Origin of the sequence: Pseudomonas sp. PDM31, assembly GCF_019218965.1 — a bacterium.
Lineage (GTDB): Bacteria > Pseudomonadota > Gammaproteobacteria > Pseudomonadales > Pseudomonadaceae > Aquipseudomonas.
Map to the genome: position 1 here is coordinate 613,912 of NZ_JAHUWS010000002.1, position 25,221 is coordinate 639,132.

A 25,221-nucleotide genomic window follows, 5' to 3' on the forward strand; every position below is an offset into this window, starting at 1 on the left:
TGGAGCGAAAAGGATGTCAGGGAAACAGTCTGCAAAGCCCCGCTTCGGCGGGGTTTTCTTTTGGCAGCGAAAAAGTTCTCAGCTCAATCCATCCATAGCCTGTGCGCTGTTCAAGCGCTCATCCTGAGCCTTCATCACTTCTTCCAACACCGTGCGCAGCAAGGCCAGAGAGGCCTGTTGCCGTTGCACATCGCGACACACCAATCCGACTTTCAGTGGCACTCGCGGTTCGCTCAGGGGCTTCCACAGCAGTTCATCGGTGCCGTGGGTCTTGTGTGAGCGCCCGGGCAGTACGGTCGCCAGTCGCGTGTTTGGCAAGCTGTCGAGAATCCCCGCCATGTTGTTCAGTTCCGCTTGCACCTGCGGGCGGCGTCCCAGGTTTGCCAGTTGGGCCTGCCAGATCTGCCTGATCTGAAACTCTTCACCCAGCAACAACATCGGCAGCTCGGCGGCCTGACGGATGGACACTTTCTTGAAGTCGCGCAACGGATGCTCCGCCGGGATGACCAGGGTCAGTTCATCCTCATACAGCATCACGCCATGCAGGCCCGGCTGACGGGGCGGCAGGTAGCCGATGCCGATGTCCAGCGAGCCATTGAGCAGCCGTCGCTCGATTTCCAGCCCCGTCAGCTCGTAAATCTGCACCACCAGATGCGGCTGCGCCTGGCGCACGCGCTCAAGCATTTGCGGCACCAGGTTGGAGTGGACGGTCTGCAATACACCGATGGCCAGGGTGCGCAGCGCCTGCCCCTTGAAGTTGCCGAGGGCTTCGCGCGCACGCTGCAAGCCATCAAGCAGGGGCTGGGCGTGGTTGTACAGCGTATGGGCCGCGAGGGTCGGCAACAGGCGTTTGCTGCTGCGCTCGAACAGGCTCACATCGAGGTTCTGTTCGAGGTGGCGGATTTGTTGCGACAGCGCCGGCTGGGAGATTGACAGGCGTTCTGCGGCCCGGCCGACATGACCTTCTTCATACACCGCGACGAAATAACGCAGTTGCTTAAAATCCATAACTAATACTTATCGAAAATGCTCGGAAATCGAAATGGCTCTACGCCTTGGCTGAGCCTAGTCTAACTGTATTCACAAGGCTTACAGGGCCACAGAGCGCGATGAATACTGTTTGTTTCGATGGCATTTGCATAGGTAACGCAAAAAACCTCTTGGGAGGTTTTTGCCAATGAATCTATTCAGTCTACGCCGTAGCACGCCCAGCCTTGATGACCTGGTCATGGGCGCCGCCGCGCCATCCCAAAGCGATAGTCTATCCACTGAATACCTGATGCCGAGTGTCGAACGGCCGGCCCAGGTTTTTACGCGCGGCCAGGGTTCCTGGTTGTGGGACAGTGATGACCGCGCCTATCTGGACTTCTCCCAGAGCGGTGGCGCCAACAGCCTGGGCCATAGCCCCTCGGCATTGGTCAACGCGATCACGGCGCAGGCCCAATCGCTGATCAACCCGGGTTTTGGATTACATAACCGTGGCATGCTCAGCCTCGCTGAAAGACTGTGTGCCAGTACCGGCAGCGATCAGGCGTACCTGCTCAACACGGGCAGCGAAGCCTGTGAAGCGGCGATCAAACTGGCGCGCAAATGGGGTCAACAGCATCGAGGCGGCGCTTCGCGGATCATCGTGGCCAATAACGGCTGTCATGGCCGTAGCCTGGCGACTATTTCGGCGTCGGACAGTTCGACACTGACCAACCGCTTCGAACCGCAACTGCCAGGTTTCAGCCACGTGCCGTTCAATGACCTGCCGGCACTGCATGCCGCCGTGGATCAGCGGACCGTGGCGATCATGCTTGAGCCGATCCAGAGTGAAGCGGGAGTCATCCCTGCCACCGCGCATTACCTCAAGGGGGTCGAGCGGTTGTGTCGCGAACTCGGCATCCTGTTGATCCTCGACGAAGTGCAAACCGGCATCGGTCGTTGCGGCACTTTGCTTGCCGAACAATCCTACGGCGTGCGGGCAGATATCGTCGTGCTCGGCAAAGGCCTGGGCGGTGGGGTGCCAGTGGCCGCTTTGCTGGCGCGGGGCAAAGCCTGTTGCTTCGACATGGGTGAAATGACCGGGACCCACCACGGCAATGCACTGATGAACGCTGCGGCACTCGCGGTGCTCGAGAGCGTGCAGGACAAGGGATTGCTCAAGCATGTGGGAGAAACCGGCCAGTATCTGAGCGAAGGCCTGCGGCGTTTGTCCTGGCGCTACGGACACGGCGAATTGCGCGGGCAAGGGCTGCTCTGGGGGCTTACGTTATCTGACGATTCGGCCGCTGCCGTGGTCAATGCCGCACTACAGGAAGGCCTGCTGCTCAATGCCCCGCAAACCGACTGCCTGCGCTTCACCCCCGCGCTGACCGTCAGCAAGGCCAGCATCGACGAAATGCTCCTGCGCCTGACGCGCGCCTTCTCCCGCGTGCGCACCGCGCAATTGCACTGTCGCAAAGGGATTGCCGTCTGATCGCAGGCGTCCTTCAACTCATTCCAGAACCGTCTCGCGGTATAACGCACGCCCCATGCCTGATTCTTTTGGCGTGGGGCGTTTTTTTTCGCCGGGTTTTCCCCGGGATGCTTTACTGAACCCTGACGAACGGTAGCGGTCGATTAAGTGTAGGGTTTTAAAAGCCCACCTCAACCAGGAGCAAGCCCATGGATTTTGTTCGAATCATCATTGCCATTCTGTTGCCGCCATTGGGCGTGTTTCTGCAGGTCGGATTCGGCGGGGCGTTCTGGCTGAATATCCTGCTGACACTGTGCGGTTATATTCCGGGGATCGTGCATGCGGTTTACATCATCGCCAAGCGTTGACTGACACGTTGTCAGGTAACCAGCCCTCGCCAGCAGGCCCGCATTGGAAGTGCGTCGTTCACAAAACCTTGTGGGAGCGAGCCTGCTCGCGATGGGGGCGCTAAATTTCAAGCACTTTGCCCTGAACTCAGCCCCCCCTGATCCATCACCCGCCGATAAAACAGCCACTCCTGCTCCAGCGCATGGGCCTGGTTTCCCGCCTTGCGAAAGCCGTGACGTTCGTCGGCGTAGTAGTGCGCTTCAACCAGTACGCCGTTGTCTTGCAACGCCGTGACCATGTCGCGGGTCTGTTGCGGGACGACCACGGCGTCCAGTTCCCCTTGAAAGAATATGACCGGTACGCTGATGTTGCTCGCATGCAGTAGTGGCGTACGAGCGGCGTAGCGATCGGCATCCTGCACGGGATCGCCAATCAGCCAATCCAGATAATCGCCCTCGAACTTGTGGGTCGCCCGTCCCAGGGCCACAGGGTCACTGACACCGTAAAGGCTGGCGCCGGCGCTGAACACCTTGTGGAATGCCAGCGCGCAAAGGGTGGTGTACCCGCCGGCACTGCCGCCGCGAATGAATGCCTTGTCGCGGTCGATCAATCCGCGCTCGGCGAGATAGTCGACCACCGCGCACGCATCCTCTACGTCAACATCGCCCCAGCTCAGATGCAGGGCCTGGCGATAAGCCCGGCCATAACCACTGCTGCCGCGATAGTTGAGGTCGGCTACGGCGAACCCCCTTTGTGCCCAGAACTGGATGCGTGGATCGAGCATCGGGTAGCACGCCGAAGTCGGACCGCCGTGGATGAACACCACAAGTGGAGGTTTCGCCTCACCGGTCATCGCCGGGTAGAAGAAGCCGTGGGCTTCACCGGAGCCGCTGGGGTAGCGCAAGGTCTGCGGGCGGCTGATTTGCTCGGCAGGCAACGGTGCAATGCCACCGGCCAGGACCTTTACCTGTCGGGTCTGGCGGTCGATGGCGATCACCGCCGTGGCGCTGACGGGCGAAGCGGCGATGCAGTAAATGAACTGCTTATCCACAGCGAGATGACGGAAGCGACTGTAGTCGCCGGTGAAGTCTTCGCTGCTGGCGCCACACAAGCCCAGCCGGCCAAAGCCGCCGTCGGTCCAGCTGGCCAGATAGGTGTCCCCGTCCAGCGGCAGCCAGGTGCAGCCGCCCAGTTGCCAGGGCGCGGGGCCATGATCGGCGGGGGCACTGGGCAACGGGCTCAAGCCTACGGCCGATTCCACCCATGGCTGCCAGAATCCGCCGCGATCGGTCAGGCAAAACAGGCGGCCATCTGTATCAAACCGCGGTTGTTGCAGGGACTCCTGTGTGCTGTTGCCAGCGACGCAACGGGGGTTGGCATAACGGCCGTCGCCCTGGCGTTCGGCAACCATCAGGCGGGTCGCGGTCCAGGGTTGATCCGGTTTGCTCCACTCGATCCAGGCCAGACGTCGGGCATCAGGGCTCAGGGTCGGCGCCGCGTAGAAGTCGGCGCCTTCGGCGAGCAGATGACGCACGCCATCGGTGAGATCGATCGCCACCAGTCGGTGCCGGTCGCGATGTTCTTCAACGGCCAGCACCTGATTATTGGCAAATTGCAGATCACCGTAACGGCATTCCCCGGACGTCAGCAGCTCAGGTGTTTCGTCTTGCAGTGATTGGCGGTACAGCTGTTGATCCGCTTCGTTGACGAAAACGATGCCAGTGTCGGTCAGGCAAAACGCCCCGCCGCCGTATTCGTACACCCGACTGCGCACACTGAAACCCGGGGGTGTCAGGCAAGTCGCCGCATTGTTGTGCCAATGCCAGATCCGGCACGCAGCGTCTGCGGGCCGATATTCGTTCCAGAACAAGCCATGGCGACCGACCTGCAGTTCGGCGAAATCGATGCCAGCCGCAACGGCTTTGACGGCGCTCAAGGGTTCAGCTTTTGGCGATGAGGCGTGAGTTTCGTTCATTGCGAAAGGCCAGTTGTTCGATGGTCCGGGTGGCGTGCTCGGCTTCTTCGCGAGCCTTGAGGATCACGCCGTGATGGTGTGACTTGCTGCATACCGGGTCGGCATTGCTCGCATCACCGGTGAGCATGAATGCCTGGCAGCGGCAGCCGCCGAAATCTTTTTCTTTCTCGTCGCAGGAGCGGCACGGCTCGGGCATCCAGTCGTAGCCACGAAAGCGGTTGAAGCCGAACGAGTCGTACCAGATGTGCTGCATGCTGTGGTCGCGCACGTTGGGAAACTGTACCGGCATCTGCCGGGCACCGTGACAGGGCAGGGCGGTTCCGTCCGGCGTGACCGTGAGAAAAATACTGCCCCAGCCATTCATGCAGGCTTTCGGTCGTTCTTCGTAGTAGTCCGGCGTGACGAAAATCAGCTTGCACGGATGCCCTTGGGCTTGCAGCCTGGCGCGGTATTCGTTGGTGATGCGCTCGGCCCGCACCAGTTGTTCCCGGGTCGGCAACAGCCCGACTCGATTGAGTTGCGCCCAGCCGTAGAACTGGCAGGTGGCGAGCTCGACGAAGTCCGCTTCAAGGGCAATGCACAACTCGATGATGCGGTCGATCTGGTCGATGTTGTGCCGATGGGTGACGAAGTTCAGCACCATCGGATAGCCGTGGGCTTTCACTGCCCGGGCCATTTCCAGTTTCTGCGCGAAGGCTTTTTTTGAACCGGCCAACAGGTTGTTCACTTGCTCGTCGCTGGCCTGGAAACTGATCTGGATGTGGTCCAGACCGGCCTTTTTGAAATCACTGATTTTCTGCTCGGTGAGACCGATGCCGGAGGTGATCAGGTTGGTGTAGAAACCCAGTTTGCGCGCTTCAGAAATCAGCTCGGCGAGGTCCTTGCGCACCAGCGGCTCGCCACCGGAAAAGCCCAGTTGTGCGGCGCCCATCTCGCGGGCTTCGCGAAATACCTTGATCCATTGCTCGGTGCTCAGTTCCTCGCCTTGCTTGGCGAAGTCCAGTGGATTGGAGCAGTACGGACATTGCAGCGGGCAGCGATACGTCAGCTCGGCGAGCAGCCACAGCGGCAGGCCGACTTCGGGTGTGGGCGGTACTTGCACCGATGAATCAGGCAAGTTCGATCCAGTGCTGCGCACGGGCAACCTCCATGAATTGCTCGATGTCGTCACCGAGTTCGGGCACGCCGGGGAACTGCTGGTCGAGTTCGGCAATGATCGCCGCGACATCGCGCTCGCCGTCGATCAATCCGCCGATCAGCGCGGCGCTTTCGTTGAGTTTGATCATGCCTTCCGGGTACAGCAGCACATGGCCTTTTTGCGCCGGTTCGTACTGAAAGCGGTAGCCGGGACGCCAGGTCGGGGTCTTGCTGCGGTCGAAACTCATAAGGTGATTCCTTTGTGCCAGACCCGTTGCCCGGTCACGCTGTGATACGGCGGGCGTTTCAGTTCGTAGGCCATGCTCATGGCATCGAGCATGCTCCAAAGAATGTCCAGTTTGAACTGAAGAATTTCCAGCATGCGCTCCTGGCCTTCCCGTGTCGTGTAGTGCTGCAGGGTGATCGCCAGCCCGTGCTCGACATCGCGCCGCGCCTGGCCCAGGCGAGTGCGGAAATACTCGTAGCCGGCCGGGTCGATCCAGGGGTAATGCTGTGGCCAACTGTCCAGGCGCGACTGGTGGATCTGCGGTGCGAACAGTTCGGTCAGCGAGCTGCTGGCGGCTTCCTGCCAACTGGCCCGGCGGGCGAAGTTGACGTAGGCGTCCACGGCGAAACGCACACCGGGCAACACCAGTTCCTGGGAACGCAACTGATCCGGGTCGAGACCGACAGCCTGGCCCAGGCGCAGCCAGGCTTCGATGCCGCCGTCTTCGCCCGGGGCGCCGTCATGGTCGAGCAGGCGCTGGATCCACTCGCGGCGGATCTCGCGGTCCGGGCAGTTGGCCAGGATGGCCGCGTCTTTGAGCGGAATGTTCACCTGGTAGTAGAAGCGGTTGGCGACCCAGCCCTGGATCTGCTCGCGGGTTGCCCGGCCCTCATACATCGCCACGTGATAGGGGTGATGGATGTGGTAGTAGGCACCCTTGGCGCGCAGGGCGGCTTCGAATTCGCTGGGGGACATTGGGGTGTCGGTCATTGCGGTTCTCCGGGGAACAACCGTTGAAATCGTTGGTGTCTGGTCGGACGTTTTCGCGAGCAAGCCCGCTCCCACATTGGAATGCGATCTCCTTTGTGGGAGCTGGCTTGCCAGCGATGGGGGCATCCGCTACAGCACAATACTCATGCCGTCATACGCCACTTCAACATTGCGCCGATCCAGCTCCGCGCGCTCCGGTGAGTCTTCATCGAGAATCGGATTGGTGTTGTTGATGTGGATAAGCACCTTGCGCTGTTCGGGCAACTGCTCCAGCACTTCGAGCATGCCGCCAGGGCCGTTCTGCGCCAGATGGCCCATCTCGCGACCGGTACGGGTGCCGACGCCACGGCGCTGCATTTCGTCGTCGTCCCACAAGGTGCCATCGACCAGCAGGCAGTCACTGCCGGCCATGATCTCCAGCAGTGATGCATCGACCTTGCCCAGGCCCGGCGCATAGAACAGTTTGCCGCCGGTGGACAAGTCCTCGACGATCAGGCCGATGTTGTCGCCCGGATGCGGGTCGAAGCGGTGTGGCGAGTAGGGCGGCGCTGCGCTGCGCAAAGGCAGCGGGGTAAATCGCAGGTTCGGGCAGGCCGGGATGCTGAAGCTCTGGTCGAGCTCGATGCGGTTCCAGTTCAGCCCGCCGTTCCAGTGGTTCAGCATGGTGAACAGTGGAAAACCGCTGCTCAGATCCTCATGGACCATGTCGGTACACCAGACCTGATGCGGGCAACCTTCACGCAACATGAGCAGGCCGGTGGTGTGATCGATCTGGCTGTCCATGAGGATGATTGCGCCGACCCCGGTGTCGCGCAGGGCACGGCCCGGTTGCATCGGGGCGAAGCTCTGGAGCTGGGCGCGGATGTCCGGGGAGGCATTGCACAGCACCCAGTTCACGCCGTCATCGGAAATCGCGATGGAAGATTGTGTCCGCGCCTTGGCCCGCAGGCTGCCATCGCGAAAACCTGCGCAGTTCACGCAGTTGCAGTTCCACTGGGGGAAACCGCCGCCGGCAGCGGAACCTAGAATCTGGACAAACATGGGTGCTCCATCATTTCAACGCTGAAAATAAAACGCCTCGGATAACCGAGGCGTTGTGCTGCGGATCTGCCAGGGCAGAGATCAGCGGCTTGCGAAGTACATGGTGACTTCGAAGCCGATACGCAGGTCGGTGTAAGCCGGTTTTGTCCAGGACATGGGTGACTCCTTCAGGGTGATGGGATAGCGCTGTCTATAGTTATAGTCCACGGCAGCGCGGGGAGGTTCCAAATAGTTAGGCTGCTATGTTACTCAAAATTTCCAGGGATTTGCCCGTGAATCTTTGAGAAAGCTCCTTACAGGCTCGGTAATGATCATTTAGCCGCTTGCCACGGGGCGCCGGGCATGGAATCGCTGGCGAGGCAGAGCCAGCCGCCTTCTATGTTGTTTAACCGTTGCGCAGCAGCCAGCAACTGCGGGGCGTCGAGTTGCTCGATCGCGGTGACCAGTTGCGCCAGATAATCCGACGAGTGGCCGGCGAGCCTGGCCTGCCAGAGCAGTTCGCCAGCGTCTTTGCAGGATAGAGACGAGTCGTCGAATTGATCGGCAAGACTCTGGCGCAGTTGGCCCAGGCTGGCCTCATCAAGTTGTGTAACGAGCGTCGGAATGTTTTCGAGAAACTGCCGAATGTGGCCGAGCAACTCCACCGATGTCACCGTCGGGGACTGCACGCCAAACAGCAATCCGGTTCGCCCATGGATCTGCCGCAGGGCGCTGAACACCGCATAACCCAACTGCAATTCACCCCGCAGGCGTTGATAGAACGGTGTCTGGCACAGGTGCGCCAGCAAGCGCCAGGCCGCTTCGTCGGCGATCTCGCGGCTGGCGACCGGACAGAACAGCAACAAGGCGTGTTCGCTGGACACCGTTTCAATGTGGCGCCACAAGTATGGTGTTGTGAACGCTGTCGGTGCCGGCAATTGATTGTCCGGTATACCGGGAATGCGGCTCAGGGCCAGGCCCATCGCCGATTGGGTTTGTGGGCTGAGGCCCAGCGCCCAGCCATCCCAGCGGGAAGTTGTCCACAGGTGTTTCGCGTCGTTGGAGGCTTGCGCTGATTCCAGGCAATGCTCCGGGAATGCCTTGAGCAATTGGCGGATGGGCAACAACGGCGTTTCCGGCTCTGCGCGCGGGGAATCGGCATCAATCTGTGTCAGACATTTCAGCGCATGTTCGAGGGCTGCGGGTATCGACTCTTGCAGGCCGGTCAGTTTCAGCAACCATTCATGGCCACTCGTGCTGAACGACAACTCGACACCGGCCTCGCGCGCATCTTGCTGTGTTTGCCAAAGACTGCCTTGCAATTGCTCTTGCAGGTCAACCGTGGCTGCGGCTTCCATCCGCCAACGCAGATAAATCGCGCCTTCATCACCGTCATCCCGCCATGCCTGACTGAACTGCATCGGCGAGCGCTCTCGGCGGCTGCGCGAGCGGTCCTGGGCAAACGTGCGCAGACCGCGGTGGGCGCTGGTCTGGCCACGAATCAATCCGGCATTGGCCAGCGGTTCACTGCTGCGCAGGAAGGGATTGGCGGTGGGCAGGTGCCAATGGTCGCTGAAGTTATCCACAGTGCCGATTTCATTGAGAATCTGTTTGAGGGCGGCAACGCCGGACTCGGACAAGCCACTTTCAAGCTGTTCGCTGTCGAGGCGCGCCAGTTGCAGTGCGCCGCTGACTTGCTGCTGTCGTTGCTGCAGTGCTGCGTATTCCTCGCGCAGCGGTGCCCAATCCTGTTGTGCGAAGAAGCCGAGCCAATCTCGCAGGTGTTCGCCAATGGCGCTCAATGATCCGGATGGCGCGGTGAACTGCAGATGCAGCATGCCTTGTCGGGAGAAATGATACAGCGGCGCGGCTTTCAAACCGTCGGCCAGATTCCGGGCCTGCAAGCACGCGAGCAAACCACCTGGCTTGGTGCGATTGAGCCAATGACAAAGAAACGCCATCGCCTCGGCAGAGGTGTCCGGCAACGCATCGAAGGCAAACAAAAGATTGCCGTGCTGCTTGCCGACCTGTTGATAACTTTTCACCGCCAGCGGCGAAGTGGCTGCCTGCGGGGTTTTATCCCCAACCGGTAGCGTCGCTGAAAACTGCTCTGCCAGCGTGCGTAAGTCATCAAGACTTTGCGGTCCGACCAGACTCAGGGTCATCTGGCCGGTACGATAAAACTGCTGATGGAAGTCTTTCAATGCCTGCTGAAACGCTGGTAATTCAATCTTCAGGCTGTCCCGATTGCCCGCATGAAACCCGCGCAACGGATGTTCTGCCGCAAGTCCTTGGTACAGCGCGAACTGCTGCTGCGCCTGAGGATTCTGCGACCAAGCGATATATTCCGCCTGCAACACTTCCCGCTCCCGCATCTGATCGTCCGAATTCATGCACGGTCGGGCGAGCATGTCTGACAAGCGTTCGAGCCCGCCACTGAGCGATCGGGTTGGCAGTTCAAAGAAGAAATCGGTAGTGCGCTCGCGGGTGCTGGCGTTCACCTGCCCACCGTGACGTTGCACGTAGGCCATCAGCGCTTCGCTTGCAGGAAAACGCCCGGTCCCGAGAAACAGCAAATGCTCAAGGAAATGCGCCAGCCCCGGCCACGCCAATGGCACGTCATGACTACCCGCCGCCACTCGCAACGCAGCGGCGCTGCGCTTCAGGCCGGGCACATGACGCAGGGTCATGCGCAAGCCATTGGCCAGGGTTTCGGTGTGAGGGCGGGGGAGTATCGGCGCAGGCATGGGCACTTCCAGAACAGTGAAGTGCCAATGCTAGCGGATTAACGCTTGTTGAGCGCGTGGTAAAGCTCGGGCCGGCGGTCGCTGAGGTAACGATTGGCGGCGCGGGAGTCGAGCATCAGCTGTCGATCCAGTTCGCCGACGATCAACGCTTCATCCAGTCCGGCCTGGGCAATGCGACTGCCGTCCGGCGCGGCGATGCTGCTTTGCCCGCAATAGTGGATCTCGCCTTCGTGGCCGCAGTAATTGGCATAGGCCACGTAGCATTGGTTTTCGAAGGCGCGCGAACGCACGGTGACGTCAGCGACGAAGTCGAAGGGAATCATGTTCGCCGTCGGCACCAGAATCAGCTCGGCGCCGGCAAGGGCCAGGCGGCGCGTGTTTTCCGGAAATTCCATGTCGTAGCAGATCAGGAAGCCGAGCTTCCAGCCGTTGAGCTCAACCACTGGAAACTGGTCTTCACCGGGGCTGAACATCGAGCGATCCAGATCACCGAACAGATGCGTCTTGCGATAATTGCACAGGCGTTCGCCACTGGCGTCGATCAACTGCACAGCGTTGTAGATCTGCCCGTCAGCGGTGCGTTCGGGATAGCCGTACACAATCGCCAGGCCGGCCGCCTTGGCGATCCGGCCGATCTGCTGCGCCCATTCACCGTTGTACACCTCGGCCAGCGTGCTGACTGCCTCGGTGCCAATGTTGTAGCCGGTCATGAACATTTCCGGCAGCACCAACAGGTCGGCGCCCTTGGCCTCCATCGCCAGTTGATGCAGGCGTTGCAGGTTGGCGGCGGGCTTCAATGGCAGCGGTGGACATTGGTAAAGGGCTACGCGCATTTCGGAATCCTCTTACTCGGGCAGGGCGATAGGGCCGATGTCTTTGAACACATCACCCGGGCCCGGGTTCGCTTTATGTGTCGACCCGCCGAAGTGCTTCATGATGCCCCATACCGCGTTGAGCGAGGTCTGTACCGCGCCCTCGACCCAGGCTGGCGTCCATGAAACGTCGTCGCCGGCGATAAAGATACCGCGCTGCTCGGCCGGCATCTCCTCCTGCATGAAGTGCGCGTACATGCGCTGGTTGTAGCGGTAGTGGCCGGGCAGGGCGCCTTTGAACGCGCCGAGGAAGTAAGGATCGGCCTCCCAGGACACGGTGATCGGATCGCCGATGATGCGCGCGGCGATGTCGACTTTCGGGTAGATCTTTTTCAACGCGTTCAACGCCAGCTCTACGCGTTTTTCCACCGGGTGCGGGAGCATTTTCAGCGCATCGCTCATCCACGAGTACGACAGGCAAATCACGCCGGGCTTGTCGTCGCCGTTATCGAACAGATAGGTGCCACGGGTCAGGCGATCGGTGAGCGTCATGCTCATCAGGTCACGGCCGGTTTGCGGGTCCTTGTCCTTCCAGAACGGCCGGTCGACCATCACGAAGGTTTTCGACGATTGCATGTAGCGGGTGCGGTCCAGGGCCATCCACATCTTTTGCGAGAACAGGGTCTCGTCGCATTCGATCTGGGTGGTCAGCAGCCAGCTCTGGCAAGTGGTCAGCACGGCGGCGTATTCGCGGGTATCGCCATTGTTGTCGGTAACTGCAAAACGGCCATCGGCGGCGTGGGCGATCTTTTTCACGCCAGAGCGCGGGGCGCCTCGGTGCAGGGACTTCAGGCTGGTGCCTTCGGGCCAGTGCACGCAGCGCTCCGGCACATGACGCCAGATGCCTTGCGGCACTTGCTCCACACCGCCGACCACCAGGTGCTGGTGGTCGTCGCAGTTGGTCATGACCACGCGGAAGATTTCCAGCATCGAATTGGGAAAGTCCGAGTCCCAGCCGCCGGTGCCGAAACCGACCTGGCCGAATACTTCACGGTGATGGAACGACAGCTTGGCGAACGCTTTGGACGTGGCGACGAAGTCGTAGAAGGTGCGGTCGTCCCACAGGGGTACGAGGGTGTTCCACAGTTCCTTGAGGCGCGGTACGTCACGGTCGCGGATGGCTTGCTGAATATCGGCGAACTGCGAGCCGGCTTCCAGGGCATCGGCCCAGGCGTCAGCGACTTCCTGGAACAGTGCAGGAAGATCGGCCAGTTTCTGTGCGTAATGCGTCTTGCCTTCCAGGTCGATCACGGTACTGCCGGAGGCAGGCGTCAGCGGGTTTGGAAAGGGCTTGGTCTCAAGACCAAGCTTGTCGACGTAGTGATAAAACGCGGTCGACGACACCGGGAAGCGCATGCCACCGAGTTCGGCGACGATGCCATCCGTCCCGTTGAACGCCTGCGAGCGCAGGCGGCCGCCCAATTTCGACGCTTCGTAGACCACCGGTTTCAGGCCGAGCTTCATCAGTTCGTACGCCGCCACCAGACCAGCGATACCGGCGCCGACAATTGCCACTTCGGCACCATGATTGTGCTCGGGAATGCTGCCCAGGCCGGCCGGGTGTTCGATCCAGTCGTCGAAGGCGAAAGGAAAGTCGGGACCGAAGATGGTGACCGGTTTTTTACCGTCTGCAGGATGGCGATTATTCTTGTTCATGGCTGACCTTGCTGGCGACCCGACGCGGAATGCGCATCTGAGTATAGGAAAAGATGCCAGCCATTCTAGAGAGCACAGAACACGTTAATAAGACGCAAAGTGTCGTCGTTTTGCCATATTTATGATCAGTCTGACGATCAAGCTGTACATATCGTCACTGTGGGAGCGGGCTTGCTCGCGAACGCGGAGTATCAGTTGCCACTGGAGTCGACTGACACGACGCATTCGCGAGCAAGCCCGCTCCCACATTGGGTAGCGTTCAAACCGGCTGCCCCCGATCCACCTTGCTGCTCAAGATAATCGAAGTCGTGGTCTTCTCCACCCCATCCACACTGCCAATCTGATCCAGCAACTGATCCAGCTGTTCCGGCGAGTCGGTACGCAGCCACGCCACATAATCAAACTCGCCACTCACCGCACACAACTGCTGCACCTGCGCCATCGCACTCAACCGCCGCACCACCTCCTTGCCCGAACGCGGCTGCACGGTAATCCCGACATACGCTTGCAACCCGCCATCCACCACGCGCTGACCAAGCCGCACCCCGTAGCCGGTGATCACCTTGGCCTTTTCCAGCCGTGCCAGGCGCGAAGTCACGGTGGTGCGAGCAATCCCCAGTTGCCGCGCAAGCATGGCCACGCTCTCACGGGCGTTGATCTGCAAGGCTGCAATCAACTGGCGATCAATTTCATCGAGAACAGGCGGGCGAGTGTCAGGCAAAGGGATGTCTCCAGCAGGACAGGTCAATGGCCAGGCATGTTACAGGCACATCCTGCACAGCGCTCGCGGCGGTTGTTTGAGCGGGGCCCTACAGTATGATGTCCAGTGAGCGTGAAGACTGTGGCCACCAAAGATCCCTTGTGGGAGCGACAGGATCGACAGTGACCGTCACTCGTAGTCGAATGCGAGAACGAGGATCCGAGACAAAGGACATGACGACGAAGCTGCCTGCCGCTGTACGGGACCGTGCATTGCAGATCGCCCATCACGAAATGGGCCACTACGTCGTGGCCCGTGCCTTGGGCTTCGCCACAGGCGGCGTGACCCTGACGGTGACCATGGATTTGCGGCATCAAGGTGGAGCGACCATCACGTTGACGCGGCCAATCGCTTCGATGGAAGCCATGAAGGAACATCTGGAAGCCCGGATGATGGTGCTCCTGGCTGGGGCAATGGCGCAGACACTCCCTTCAAAACCGTCCGCGAAACGCGTCGACAAAGTGAAAGCCATTGCCATCCTCAAAGGCGAGCAGGGTGCGGAACAGGACTACGCAAAAGTCAGGGAGCTTCAGCATCTGCTGCGCAACATCGTCTATCCGGATACCGATCCAGCGTCGACTGAGCACATAGCCGCGCAGCTTAAAGCGATGACTGATCAGGTGTGGCTGCGCACGCAAACAGTCGTCGAGGCGTTGGCCGATACGATTGCCGAATTGGCCGGGGTGTTGGTCGACGGCATGGCCATCGTCGAGCAATGGGGGCGGCCGGCGGATACCTATGAGGTTGTCTACACGGGGCCGATGCTGGAGCGGTTGCGGGTGGTGCAGGCTATTGCTTGGTTGGGTGTCTGGACTGACGGTGGCGGTGATGTCGTTCAGCACTGGGAATAACGGCTGGCGCTATCAGTCCCAAAAAGGGAACGCTCGGTCCCTTTTTTGGGAGTTTTCAGACTCTGTGAGTATTATTCTATTGATCTGCATCCGCTCTCGATTGAGTAGGCCTTCGCGTCAACACCTTCACCACATCATCAATTACGGCTTTGCTCATCGTCGTCAGGTAATGCGCGGCCCAGGCGTGGCGGTCGGAGTCGTGGGTGTAGGCGGCGTCCACGGTCAGGGACTTGGCGAGGTACAGCAGGTTGGAGGCTTGGGCGAGGGCGTCGGCGATGGGGACATCGCGGCAGACGTGAAATAGCGGCTGGTTTGAGAGATACAGGAAGGGGGTGAAACCGACGGTTTTCAGCTCTGATGATGCGGATGGATTTGCTGTGCTCATGTTCAAACTCCTAATTTTAAGGAACGGTCACATTCGTTTCCAAGCGAATGGGTGGCAGCTGCGCGCAGGTTGGAAAACCGGGAAATTAGGAAACCGGCACGCCCTAGGACGTCCCGCGCACAGCCGCCATAACTCGAGATCGAGATGGGCAATCTGTTACGTCTAATTTCGTCGGGTTTCCAAGCCCGTTCGCTGAGTGCTCAGCGACGTCTGGAGACTATCCCGTCGAAGAAAGGCGCAACAAGGCGGCAAAGTGCCCAAATGCAAGATTCGGAGTTTGCCTACAAGGTCCTACGGCGTCATCCGATATTTCGGCGTCTTAAATAAACGCAACCAAGCATCAGTCTTCGGTGAAGTAATCAGAGTCAATATGTTTGATCTCGTAGACCTGCTTCACGCTGCAACCCAAATTGTTTTCGACCATCAGGCGAGCCAGCTCCACGCCATCTATCAACACCACTTTGATATCCAGTCCGAGCGCCGCTTCACGTGCACCGGCGGAGAACTCCGACGTAGTGATGAACACTCCCTTGCGCGCACGCTGACGGGTGAGGGCGCCGATGAACTTGTCGATCTCCGGGCGGTGCACCGTGTTGCTCCAGCGTTTGGCTTGCAGGTAAATAACATCCAGGCCGAGTTTGTCTTCCTTGATGATGCCGTCGATACCATCGTCGTTGGTCTGTTGCGTGGCGCGACCTGCCTCCTTGCGGGAGCCGCCATAGCCCATGGCAATCATCAGATCGACCACCAGTTGCTCGAAAAACGTCGGCGAAGCACCGCGCACCTGGGCGAGCAACTCGTCAGCCAGTGACTGCAACAAGGCCTGATGGGCTTGGGCCAGTTGTTCGTCCGGGGTGATGTCGTCCACAGGTTCGGCTTGCACGCAAGGCGCTCCGTTGTCGGGCCGTGCACCATGAAACGCGCTGAATTCCGGATAGCGTTTGAGCCAACCAACGGTGAGTCGCTGCGGCCCGGATTGCAGCGCTTCGCGGCCACGCTCGGTAATTTGCACCAGGCCTTTGCTCGGGATGCTCAGCAAACCGGCCTTGTTCAGGTAGGTGCGCGCCCAACCGATACGGTTGTTGATCACTGTCTGCCGCCCTGACGGCAGCATTTCATGGCGTTCGTCTTCGCTCAGTTGAAACTGCTCGATGACCTGCTCCCGCAGAGCCTTGAGGGTGATGGGCAGGCCATCGGCGACCACGGCCAATACAGGACGCATGACGGATTGGAAATCGGGAATGGCCATGATCGCTTCCTTTCTTGAATTCAGACCGACGCCTTGCGGCCACGTTTTGCCTTGGGTGCTGCGGCGCGTTGGGCTTTGATGCGTTCCAGTAGCACGCTGGCGGGTTCGTCGTTCGGGTCTTGGGGAACCAGTTCACCGCGGAAGGCTTTGGCCAGGATGCTTTGGGTCAGGTGGTCGATACGGCTTTTGGCCGAGGCGACTTTGGCTTCCAGTTGGTCGGCGAAGGCGAAGAGTTGTTCGACTCGGCGGACGATTTCGGTTTGCTCTGCGAGTGAAGGCATTGTGAAGGTGAGTGACTTGATTTCTTCACTATTAATATTGTTGACACCACTTGTAGATCTGGCTGTTAGCTCTATGGCTTGTCGAACTGCTGGAGACTTGAGCCAGTAGTTTACATATTCGGGAATGGCGTATTCTATGTTTAGGCGTACGCGTATCAAATAACCAGCAAAGAGAAGACCTTCTTCGTTGGTGCCAATTACTGCGGATCTTCCTACTAGTGAGACGCTACCGTTTGAACGAATAAGGACTATATCTCCTCTCTGAAGAGAGAGTTTTTTTATCTCGCCGGCGTTAAAGTTCGCATACTTTAGGTTGTTAGTATTTATGCCCTTTTCAGAAATATTAGGTATTCGCAATACTCCGGTTACCCCGCCGTTATAGTCGCATTTCTGAGCTGTTCCATACCTTAAGTCATTTATCACGGAGGAGAATTTTACGCGCTGCCAGTCATCAGGTAGATCTGTACTCTCTCTCTGTACCGTCAGTTGTCCGGAAACCGCTGCTGTGAGGACTGACTGGCGGAAGCGTTTGAGCAGGGCGGGGATGGCGTCGATGCGGGCTTTGAGGGTGTCGACCTGGGCCAGCAGTTCATCGAGTTTTTGGGCGATGCGGGTTTGTTCGTAGATCGATGGAAGGCTAATTTTTAATTCATATGCGTCTTGGCGATTAAGGCCAGGAATTGCAGTGGACTTATTTAATTCACCGAGACGAAGATTTTTGAGAAGGTAGAAACAAAATTTAGGATCAAAAAAATCGAAAGAGTCCATGTAGTATGTTGTATCAATAGGCGAGCAGTTTTTCTCAGAAAAGCATACTTCGCCAACACTGCCTTTTCGACCGATTACAATTGTAGGTGCTGGAGAAAGCCAGGTTGAATGTTGGCCAACAATACCGTTAGATCCAAAGACAGGGTATGTATCACCATCCCGGGCTGAGGCCGGTAACGCTTTTCCGTATTTAAACTCAGCGACTTCGCCAAGTTTTAATGGATGCCAGTGGCTAGGTGATTCAATCATTGCCACTCTCCTGTGAAACCACCAACCCCATCACCTCAGCCATCAACTGCTTCTGCGCCGCCACTTCATCCCCAGCCCCCAGCGCTTTCATCAGCTCTTCCAACTCATGCAACGCCTCAGTCAGTTCAGCCATAGCCTCACCTGCCAGGACTTCCGGCGCCGGCAAGTCGTTGGCATCCAGACTGTCCGCATCCTTCAACCAACTGATATCCAGCGAATCCCCACGCTGTTCGATCTGCTCGCGAGTAAATACCCGGAATCGGCTCAGCTCACCAATCCCTTCAACATTCTCCGCACGCGGGCTATTGCCGTTGGCATCCACCCCGTAAGCGTCTTCAAAAGGTTTCAGGTGCGCCGCCCCAAACGGTGTGCGTTTACCAAAACTAGGCATATTGCTACGCAAGTCATAAACCCAAACACGCTGCGTGCAACCTTGATCCTGACGCGGGTTATCGACCGAGCCTTTCTGGAAGAACAGCACGTTGGTCTTCACGCCTTGGGCGTAAAAGATCCCCGTCGGCAGTCGCAGAATGGTGTGCAGGTTGCACTTGTCCATCAGGTCGCGGCGCACGTCCGTACCAACACCAGCTTCGAACAGCACGTTATCGGGCAGCACCACAGCAGCACGGCCACCGGGTTTGAGGCCGCGATAGATGTGCTGCAAGAACGCTAGTTGTTTGTTGCTGGTCTTATAGGTGAGGTCGTCACGGGTCGGGCCGCCGCCGCCCTTGGCAGTGCCGAACGGTGGGTTGGAGAGAATCACATCCACTTTCGGCAGGTTGGCCCCGGTTTGACCGAGGGCATTGCCCAGGTGTACCACACCTTCTTCGTCACCTTCCATGCCGTGGAGCAAGGTGTTCATCAGCGCCAAGCGGCGCGTGCCAGGCACCAGCTCTACACCGACAAAGGCACGATTACGCTGAAAGCTGCGCGCCTTTTCGTCGAGGTCGTAGTGGTCGTCAGTTTGGTTTTTGATGTAGGCATCAGCGGCAATCAGGAAGCCTGCCGTGCCAGCGGCTGGGTCCTGAATCACTTCACCCGGCTGGGGCTTGATGCAGTTGATGATGCTGTCGATCAGCGGGCGCGGGGTGAAGTACTGGCCGGCACCGGATTTGGTTTCGCTGGCGTTCTTTTCCAGCAGGCCTTCATACAGATCGCCGAGGCCGTCGCGGCGGGCGCTGAACCAGTCGATGCCGTCGAGGCTTTTGATCAGTTGTTCCAGGTGACGCGGCTCTTTCAGGCGCGTCTGGGCATCAGCGTAGATGGCGGCGATCAACGGGTCAGCGTTTTGCCCCAGGTCGAGCAGCATCTGCCGGTAGTGGTTGAGCAGGTTCAGACCGGACTTGCTGTTCAGATCCGGCCAGCGCGCACCGTCGGGCAGTTTGTGGCTGAAGCTGTCGTTGTTCTGAACCTGTTCGAATTCCATTTTGATGAACAGCAGCAGCACCAGTTCGGTGACGTAGTCGCTGTAGTTGATGCCGTCGTCGCGCAGGACGTCGCAAAGGTTCCAGAGCTTCTGGACGATGTCGCTATTGGTCATGGGGAGCGCTCTAAAAAATGGGGTTGGCGATGACGCTCAGGCAGCTGATGTCGTCATCGGTGGGCGGGGCGGGCAAGTGGCCGTCGTGCAAAAAAAGCTGTTGGGTCTGGGGGCATAAGCCGGCCCAGAAGCCATCGCTCGCCAGCACCCAGTGTTGGTTCGGACGGGCAGGCCAAAAGTTGATGTCTGGGTTGCTCGCACGCCGGGCGCTAAAGCAGCGGGTCAGGCTGTGGCGTGATGAGTCCTGGGCAATCTGTGCAGGGGTGAGACCACCCTGCCAATTGGGTGCGCAATGTACAGCACTCAGCCAGATGATTTCACTGTCCTGATCAATGACGCCCAGGCAGCAATCGCCTTCATGGATCGTGAATGCCGCATCGGGAAGCAGGCAAAGCAGCAGATAGCTGCAGGCTGCCAAGGGGAAATCGCTCCGTAGTGTTTGATGTCTGGTGATGATGATCTGCTGGAGTGCGCTGGCCAGTTGCGCGGCGTTCAGTTCTTGCGTCGGTAACTGGCCAAAGCCTTGGGTCAGATCATCCAGCAAGGCATGAGCCAATTCACCACTGCGCGGGTGGCTGCTGCTGCCATCGGCGATCAGGTAGAGGCTGGCGTTTGGCTGCGCGGCATGTGCGAGGGCATCCCGGTTATCCGCCGTGTGGCGGCCGGCCTGGGTGTGCCACTTCAGGGACGCGAGCATTCAGGCTGTTACCCGGACAATGTGGTGCAGACGGCCCCAGATAATCTGCTCACGCTCGCTGTCGCCGCGCGCGGCATCTTGCACCAGATAGCCGAAGTCGTTGTTTCCCAGCAGGCCTGCCAGCGTTTGGCCCAGATAGGCGCGAAGATCCGGGGCGGCGGATTCTACTTCAGCCAGCAATTCCTCCCGACCGTTGACCAGATTGAGAATGTCCTCAAGGTCCTGGCTGCCCAGCGGGTTCTGCGCACCGCGACCGGCGTAGGCTTGCAGTTTGCTGCCGAGGAAGTAGGGCGGGCTGAACAGGCGAATGCGGCAGCCACTGGGTAATTCATGCCACTGCGCGCTGGCCAGGCCGTCGCTGAACCAGCGGTTGTTGCAGCCCAGCAGGTTGGCGGTTTCGGCATCTTCGGGCATGAAGTCGACTTTCAGCTCACCCAGGCGCAGGCGGCAAATGACCTCGTCCTGTGGCGATTGTTTGAAGCCTTTTTGCTTGAGTTGTGCCACCAGGGTTTGCCACTGGGCATAGCCTGTCAGATGCACCACCAGATCGACATCGTCGGTGTAGCGCACTTCTTCCAGGGTGAACTCGTCGGTCAGCAGCAAGGCTGTCGTGCAACCGCCGACGAAGGCAACCTCTTGGCAAAGCTCTTCGCCGAGCGCCTTGGCGACGACTTCGAGCATCTGGATGTTCTGTGTGTGGCTCATGGTTGAAGAATCTTCTCGCGCAAAAGCTGGTTCGCCAGATTGGCTTCCCGAGCATTACCCAGGCGCACGGCGTCTATCAGCGCCAGGTATTCATACAAACGCGGGTCTTTTTTGACTGCACCCGGGACGGTCTTGAATAGGGGCGTGATGGACTGCCCTTTGCGAGTGCCATAGGCGTCTGGCCAGACGTGGATCAGGTCGCCGCCACTCATCAGTTTGTCCTGTAGGACGGGGGCGGAAAAGCCGGTTGGGATACCGCGGACAATTTCGGCAGGTTTGACCGGGAAGACATACCGCAACCCGTGCTCGATAAAGTCTAACAGTGCTTTGCTGTTGACTCGAATGAAGTGCGAGCTTGGATCTACGCGAAGTAACCCGATTTCCAGGCAGCGTTTCAACGCCGTGCCCACCTCGGTTTTGCTGATTCCAAGTGATGCTCCCAAGGCGCGAACAGAGTAGCTCTCGCGATGTACTGGAGGATCTTGTTCAGGTTCGTCTTCCCAACCTTTCCATGGTTTTTCGTTGTCGCTTAGCTTGCGCAGTTCTGCTGTTTCACTGTCGAGCTGCTGCTGCAGGCGTTCGCGCTGCTCCAGGCAAATCAGTTTGATCAGCAATAGAACGTCTTGACTCTTCATACGGCCTCAGCTAGCAACTGTCCTCTGTCCTGGGACTGAGGACAGTCTAGGCGTATTTGCCCTGTCGCTGTCAACGGATTCAGCCGACCGCTGGCCAAAGATTGTCATTCAAGGCTTCCAGAACCTTATCCAGGTTGCCGCCGAGGTGGCGGTTCAAGCTCTTGATGCCGCCATCGTTCTGAAAGGCGTTGTTGACCTGTTGCGAGTCAATGACCACTTCGTGCACCAATTGCTTGGCCAGGCGATCAAGCCACTTGCGTTGCACGGGTGTCCACGGCTCAAGGGCATAGATTTTTTGCATGGCATTGGCCACGCGCTGGTCAAACGGCAGCAAGGCTTCGCCAATCGCGGCCTGGCGGATAAAGCCAATAATGCTGGCCGCGATTTCCTGGTTGGTCTGGTTGCGCCAGGCGCTTTTCAGGCTGACCTCGCTGAAGCCGTGTTGATCCAGCAGTAAGCGCACCGTGCGCAATTGTTCGCGGGTGAGGTCTTTGGGGCGATTGACTACCACGCCCAAGGCTGTGGATTGGTTGAGCTGGCTGTGGATGAAGTCGTGGAAGCTTTCGAGGTAATCCTGTGGCTTGTGATACGCACCGTAGCTTTGCTCACGTAAAATCAGTTCGTCACAGTGTGTGGAAATGATCGGGTAATTTTCCGAGCCCAGCAGGGTACTGACGGCGCCCAATTGAGTCAGCAGTTGGCTATGCTGGCGAACGAATTGGGCTGCTTGCCTTGGCCCCAGTTCGTGAAGGTGTTTGTGTAGTTTGGCCGGCTCTACTCCCCAAATGTCTTCAAGCTCCTTGAGTTTTTCCTTCAGGGCGGGCTTGGTTTCTGCCTTGTGGTCGGCTTTGCGCAGAATTCGCATGATGCGTTGGCTAAGTACATCAAGCACATCATGGGCGTGGCTGCTGTCTTCCTGATTACCGGGAGCGTCGTGGCTGGCATCGCTGGTGAGCTCGCTGACCAATTGCTCCAGGGAGACATTGGGGTTCTTCACCAACGGCTTCATGGTGTCGACGGCTTCGAGGCTGGCGTAGAGGTCGACAGGGTCGTAGATACGAAAAACCGTTTTGCCGATCTCGTCGCAACGCCGGGTTGCGCGGCCTTTCATCTGCTCATAGAGAATGCGTGAGCGCACCCGGCGCATGAACACCAGATTGCAGATTTTCGGCACGTCGATACCGGTGGTCAGCAAGTCGACGGTGATGGCAATGCTGGGGTGCGGCTCGTTTTTGTACTTGCGAATCAGTTGTTCAACCTTGTCGCTCTGACCGGTGATGATTTGCACGGTCGCCTGGTTGTATTGCTCGCCATAAGCGCCTTTGAATGCTTCGTTGAGCAGGGTTTTCACCCGCTCGGCATGGGCCTGATTGACGCAGAACACCATTGTTTTTTCTTCACCAAAGGGGTCCAGTTCATTGGCCAAAGCATCGCAAATTACTTTGTCAAAAGCAGGGGTGATCACACGGCGGTTAAACGACTCAATGTTGAAGTTGAGTTCGTCTTCCAATTCGGCGACATCGACTTCTCCGGTCTGAGTGTCGATGACACTGACCGATTGTCCCTTATCGAAGTGAATGCCGTGTTTACTCAGTTGCGTCTCGTAACGAATTGGTGGCTCGTGATCGATCAGCCAGTCGTCTGCCACGGCTTCGCGGTAGCTGTAAGTGAACACCGGCTTGCCGAAAATTTCGCTGGTGTGTTTGGCCGGGGTAGCGGTCAGGCCGACTTTACAGGCGTCGAAATAATCCAGCACACGGCGGTACTGCGAGAGGTACTGGTTGTGATCTCGTACCGCCAACTCGCCCTCGCTCATTTCCTGATCGAGGGTGTAACCACGGTGGGCTTCGTCGACGATGATGCAGTCGAACTCCCCGACTGAAGGCGGGGTTTCAGAGCGGAAAATGCGGCTGACCATGGCCTGTACTGTGGCCACCTGAACGCGGGTTTCCGCCTCGGCGGCCATGTCGCCCAGCTCTTTGATGTCGTAGATTTGCGCGAGGGTGTGGTTTTGCTCGAGGGTGGTGTCGTTGAACGAGTCGATTGCTTGCTGACCAAGGGCGCTGCGGTCGACCAGAAACAGAATGCGCTTGAAGCGTTCGGTTTTCAGGAAGCGGTACATCAAGCCAATGATGGTGCGGGTTTTGCCGGTGCCAGTGGCCATCGCCAGCAAACAGTCGCGTTGATTGTTGGCTAAGGCCAGTTCGACGGCATGGATGGCCTTTTCCTGATAATCGCGCAACTTCAGATAGGTGAAGCCTTCTTCCTTGAGTTTGGCTTCAGCCTCCGCACGGCTGCGCTTGAGCAGGTCTTGCAAGTCTTCGGGTTTATAGAAATCTTGCAGTGGTCGGGCTGTATTGGACGGGCTGCGCAGATCCCGGAACCAGGTCCCGGATTGTTCTGCGAGTTGCTTGATGTAAGGGCGACCATTGCAGGCGAAGGCAAACGGTACTTGGAAGGCTTTGCCTTCACCATCGTTCCAGCCATTGAGATGACCAGCTCCCAGCCATGCTTTCAGCTGCTCCGGGGCGAACTTGTATTCGCGCGAATAACGCTCGGCCTGACGAATGCGGTCGGCAACATTGGTGCGTTTGCGCTTGGCTTCAACGATGGCTACCGGTGTCAGGCCTGCAAACAGGACATAGTCGGCATCGGCATTTGGGATGCTGGTGGGCCATTCGGCGATGGCTTTGTTTTTGCCCTTTTCAGGGCGGGCGCCTTTTTTGTACGTCAGATCGAGGGAGTCCGCTTCCCAGCCTGCATCGACCAATTGCTGGTCGATGAGGATTCGGGTGAGGTCTTCGCTCAGGTCAAATTTCTGAGTGGCCCGCATTGTACGGTGCATGACTTGTGATGAGGCCTGCGGCTGGGTCAGCAGCTGAACTTGCAGGTCCTTGATGCGTTGCTCGTGCTCCCTGCGCAGCCTTTCCAGTTCGGCTTCATGCTGTATGACTTGCTGCTTGTGGAGGCTTGATTCGGCGCCCATTTGTTCAGCAAGTGCGGCATATTCTTCGGCTTCGCGCGTTATCAGGTCAGCCAACTGTTGATTACTTTCAAGTTGTTGGCAGGACTCACTTAATTGACCTTTCAACTGCTCAATCTGGTTCTGTAGGTCGCGCAGCGGAGTGCTAGGGTCTTGCGGATTTACAAAGGGGCCGGGACTGAACTTGTCGCCTTGCTTGCCGAATGATTGGTGGTACCAAATGGCCAAGGCGCGGGCAACTCTGAGCCCATCCAATGCTTCGCGGTGCTGAGTGCGGAATTGGTGGGTGGCTTTGTTGCCTTCGGTGCGCAGGGTGTGGAACAGATTGCGGATTTTTTGATCGAGCTGGATATCCCGGCTTAATTTGTAGAGTAAGTCGGTCTGCTTGGTCGTGGCATCGAATTCGATACCGGCACGGCTGGCCAGGTCTTGAGCCAAGGCCTCGCCAAGCTGGCGCAGCTTGATCAATGTGGTGTTGGGATCGCTGGCAAAGATCTGTTCGGCCGTGCTCGCCAACTGCAGGAATACAGGATCGTGCTCCTGGAGAAAGGAGAAGTTACTGTTCGCGGCCATGATCAATCCTGTCCATGCTCATCCCTTGATTGCGCGTCGTTGGGCTTACTGGCGCAATGATGCGTCGAGCTTACCCAAGATGACGCAGGTTTGACCATGGCTTGGTAGTGCTTGATTCGATGGCGATTTTGCATCAGATACGAAAAAACCGCGCAATGCGCGGCTTTCTTGTTTGGTGGGCCCACACGGACTTGAACCGTGGACCAAAGGATTATGAGACTTATCACATACCTTTCCCACCTGCTCCGGTTGTCTGATAAGTATTTGTATTTCCTTGACTTAGGCGTTTAATTCCTTTCCTGTTTGATCCCTTGTCTTCCTCCCATTCGGGGTGTGGAACGGGGTGTGAGGAG

At 58.5% G+C, this 25,221-nt stretch carries 22 protein-coding genes; 3 read left to right on the forward strand and 19 right to left on the reverse strand.

The genetic code is table 11. The annotated features are described in order from the left end of the window. Nucleotides 1-78: 78 nt before the first annotated feature. Complete coding sequence (locus tag KW839_RS06000; protein WP_218423703.1) at nucleotides 79-1,008, reverse strand: LysR family transcriptional regulator; 930 nt, start codon at nucleotides 1,006-1,008, stop codon at nucleotides 79-81. A gap of 169 nt (nucleotides 1,009-1,177) precedes the next feature. Here KW839_RS06000 and KW839_RS06005 point away from each other — a divergent pair, with 169 nt between their 5' ends. Together KW839_RS06005 and KW839_RS06010 are read left to right on the forward strand one after the other, a co-directional pair. Beyond that, on the forward strand, nucleotides 1,178-2,461 hold the full coding sequence (locus KW839_RS06005) for an aspartate aminotransferase family protein (protein ID WP_060541663.1): 1,284 nt from the start codon (nucleotides 1,178-1,180) through the stop codon (nucleotides 2,459-2,461). A 188-nt stretch (nucleotides 2,462-2,649) separates the two neighbouring features. Beyond that, nucleotides 2,650-2,808, forward strand: coding sequence for a YqaE/Pmp3 family membrane protein (locus KW839_RS06010; protein ID WP_007947822.1), 159 nt, complete (start codon nucleotides 2,650-2,652; stop codon nucleotides 2,806-2,808). Nucleotides 2,809-2,915: 107 nt separating this feature from the next. Here KW839_RS06010 and KW839_RS06015 read toward each other — a convergent pair whose 3' ends face one another. From KW839_RS06015 to KW839_RS06060, 10 genes are all read right to left on the reverse strand, one after another. Then, on the reverse strand, nucleotides 2,916-4,763 hold the full coding sequence (locus tag KW839_RS06015) for a S9 family peptidase (RefSeq protein WP_218423704.1): 1,848 nt from the start codon (nucleotides 4,761-4,763) through the stop codon (nucleotides 2,916-2,918). Next, a complete protein-coding gene (gene pqqE / locus KW839_RS06020; protein ID WP_218423705.1) occupies nucleotides 4,729-5,901 on the reverse strand; it encodes a pyrroloquinoline quinone biosynthesis protein PqqE in 1,173 nt (390 codons plus the stop codon). The genes KW839_RS06015 and pqqE overlap by 35 nt, the downstream gene beginning before the upstream one ends. Then, on the reverse strand, nucleotides 5,873-6,148 hold the full coding sequence (pqqD, locus tag KW839_RS06025) for a pyrroloquinoline quinone biosynthesis peptide chaperone PqqD (protein WP_008051583.1): 276 nt from the start codon (nucleotides 6,146-6,148) through the stop codon (nucleotides 5,873-5,875). Before pqqD ends, pqqE begins: the two co-directional genes overlap by 29 nt. After that, entirely contained in the window at nucleotides 6,145-6,897 is a 753-nt protein-coding gene (gene pqqC, locus KW839_RS06030; RefSeq protein ID WP_218423706.1) for a pyrroloquinoline-quinone synthase PqqC, read from the reverse strand. The genes pqqD and pqqC overlap by 4 nt, the downstream gene beginning before the upstream one ends. A gap of 129 nt (nucleotides 6,898-7,026) precedes the next feature. Beyond that, entirely contained in the window at nucleotides 7,027-7,938 is a 912-nt protein-coding gene (gene pqqB, locus KW839_RS06035; RefSeq protein ID WP_218423707.1) for a pyrroloquinoline quinone biosynthesis protein PqqB, read from the reverse strand. Nucleotides 7,939-8,019: 81 nt separating this feature from the next. After that, nucleotides 8,020-8,094, reverse strand: coding sequence for a pyrroloquinoline quinone precursor peptide PqqA (pqqA, locus tag KW839_RS06040; protein WP_003422658.1), 75 nt, complete (start codon nucleotides 8,092-8,094; stop codon nucleotides 8,020-8,022). Between the two features lie 155 nt (nucleotides 8,095-8,249). Beyond that, on the reverse strand, nucleotides 8,250-10,664 hold the full coding sequence (gene pqqF / locus KW839_RS06045; protein ID WP_218423708.1) for a pyrroloquinoline quinone biosynthesis protein PqqF: 2,415 nt from the start codon (nucleotides 10,662-10,664) through the stop codon (nucleotides 8,250-8,252). A 38-nt stretch (nucleotides 10,665-10,702) separates the two neighbouring features. Next, on the reverse strand, nucleotides 10,703-11,497 hold the full coding sequence (locus KW839_RS06050) for a carbon-nitrogen hydrolase family protein (protein WP_218423709.1): 795 nt from the start codon (nucleotides 11,495-11,497) through the stop codon (nucleotides 10,703-10,705). Nucleotides 11,498-11,509: 12 nt separating this feature from the next. Continuing rightward, nucleotides 11,510-13,192 (reverse strand): NAD(P)/FAD-dependent oxidoreductase, encoded by a 1,683-nt coding sequence (locus tag KW839_RS06055; RefSeq protein WP_218423710.1) that lies wholly within the window; start codon nucleotides 13,190-13,192, stop codon nucleotides 11,510-11,512. A gap of 259 nt (nucleotides 13,193-13,451) precedes the next feature. After that, nucleotides 13,452-13,913, reverse strand: coding sequence for an Lrp/AsnC family transcriptional regulator (locus tag KW839_RS06060; RefSeq protein WP_060541655.1), 462 nt, complete (start codon nucleotides 13,911-13,913; stop codon nucleotides 13,452-13,454). 212 nt (nucleotides 13,914-14,125) lie between these two features. Here KW839_RS06060 and KW839_RS06065 point away from each other — a divergent pair, with 212 nt between their 5' ends. Beyond that, nucleotides 14,126-14,803 carry a peptidase M41 gene (locus tag KW839_RS06065; protein WP_218423711.1) on the forward strand — a complete coding sequence of 226 codons (678 nt, stop codon included), beginning with the start codon at nucleotides 14,126-14,128 and terminating at the stop codon, nucleotides 14,801-14,803. A 76-nt stretch (nucleotides 14,804-14,879) separates the two neighbouring features. Here KW839_RS06065 and KW839_RS06070 read toward each other — a convergent pair whose 3' ends face one another. From KW839_RS06070 to hsdR, 8 genes are all read right to left on the reverse strand, one after another. Continuing rightward, nucleotides 14,880-15,188: a DUF3077 domain-containing protein gene (locus KW839_RS06070; protein WP_218423712.1), complete on the reverse strand. Its 309-nt coding sequence runs from the start codon at nucleotides 15,186-15,188 to the stop codon at nucleotides 14,880-14,882. A gap of 340 nt (nucleotides 15,189-15,528) precedes the next feature. Then, the gene (locus tag KW839_RS06075) at nucleotides 15,529-16,437 is read right to left on the reverse strand and encodes a restriction endonuclease (RefSeq protein WP_218423713.1); all 909 of its coding nucleotides are present in this window, start codon (nucleotides 16,435-16,437) and stop codon (nucleotides 15,529-15,531) included. 20 nt (nucleotides 16,438-16,457) lie between these two features. After that, on the reverse strand, nucleotides 16,458-17,735 hold the full coding sequence (locus KW839_RS06080) for a restriction endonuclease subunit S (protein ID WP_218423714.1): 1,278 nt from the start codon (nucleotides 17,733-17,735) through the stop codon (nucleotides 16,458-16,460). Beyond that, nucleotides 17,728-19,275: an N-6 DNA methylase gene (locus KW839_RS06085; protein WP_218423715.1), complete on the reverse strand. Its 1,548-nt coding sequence runs from the start codon at nucleotides 19,273-19,275 to the stop codon at nucleotides 17,728-17,730. Before KW839_RS06085 ends, KW839_RS06080 begins: the two co-directional genes overlap by 8 nt. A 10-nt stretch (nucleotides 19,276-19,285) precedes the next feature. Then, nucleotides 19,286-19,972 (reverse strand): protein phosphatase 2C domain-containing protein, encoded by a 687-nt coding sequence (locus KW839_RS06090; RefSeq protein WP_218423716.1) that lies wholly within the window; start codon nucleotides 19,970-19,972, stop codon nucleotides 19,286-19,288. Continuing rightward, a complete protein-coding gene (locus tag KW839_RS06095; RefSeq protein WP_218423717.1) occupies nucleotides 19,973-20,677 on the reverse strand; it encodes a hypothetical protein in 705 nt (234 codons plus the stop codon). Next, complete coding sequence (locus KW839_RS06100) at nucleotides 20,674-21,312, reverse strand: hypothetical protein (RefSeq protein ID WP_218423718.1); 639 nt, start codon at nucleotides 21,310-21,312, stop codon at nucleotides 20,674-20,676. The genes KW839_RS06095 and KW839_RS06100 overlap by 4 nt, the downstream gene beginning before the upstream one ends. 79 nt (nucleotides 21,313-21,391) lie before the next feature. After that, the gene (gene hsdR / locus KW839_RS06105) at nucleotides 21,392-24,868 is read right to left on the reverse strand and encodes a type I restriction-modification system endonuclease (protein ID WP_218423719.1); all 3,477 of its coding nucleotides are present in this window, start codon (nucleotides 24,866-24,868) and stop codon (nucleotides 21,392-21,394) included. Nucleotides 24,869-25,221: the final 353 nt, after the last annotated feature.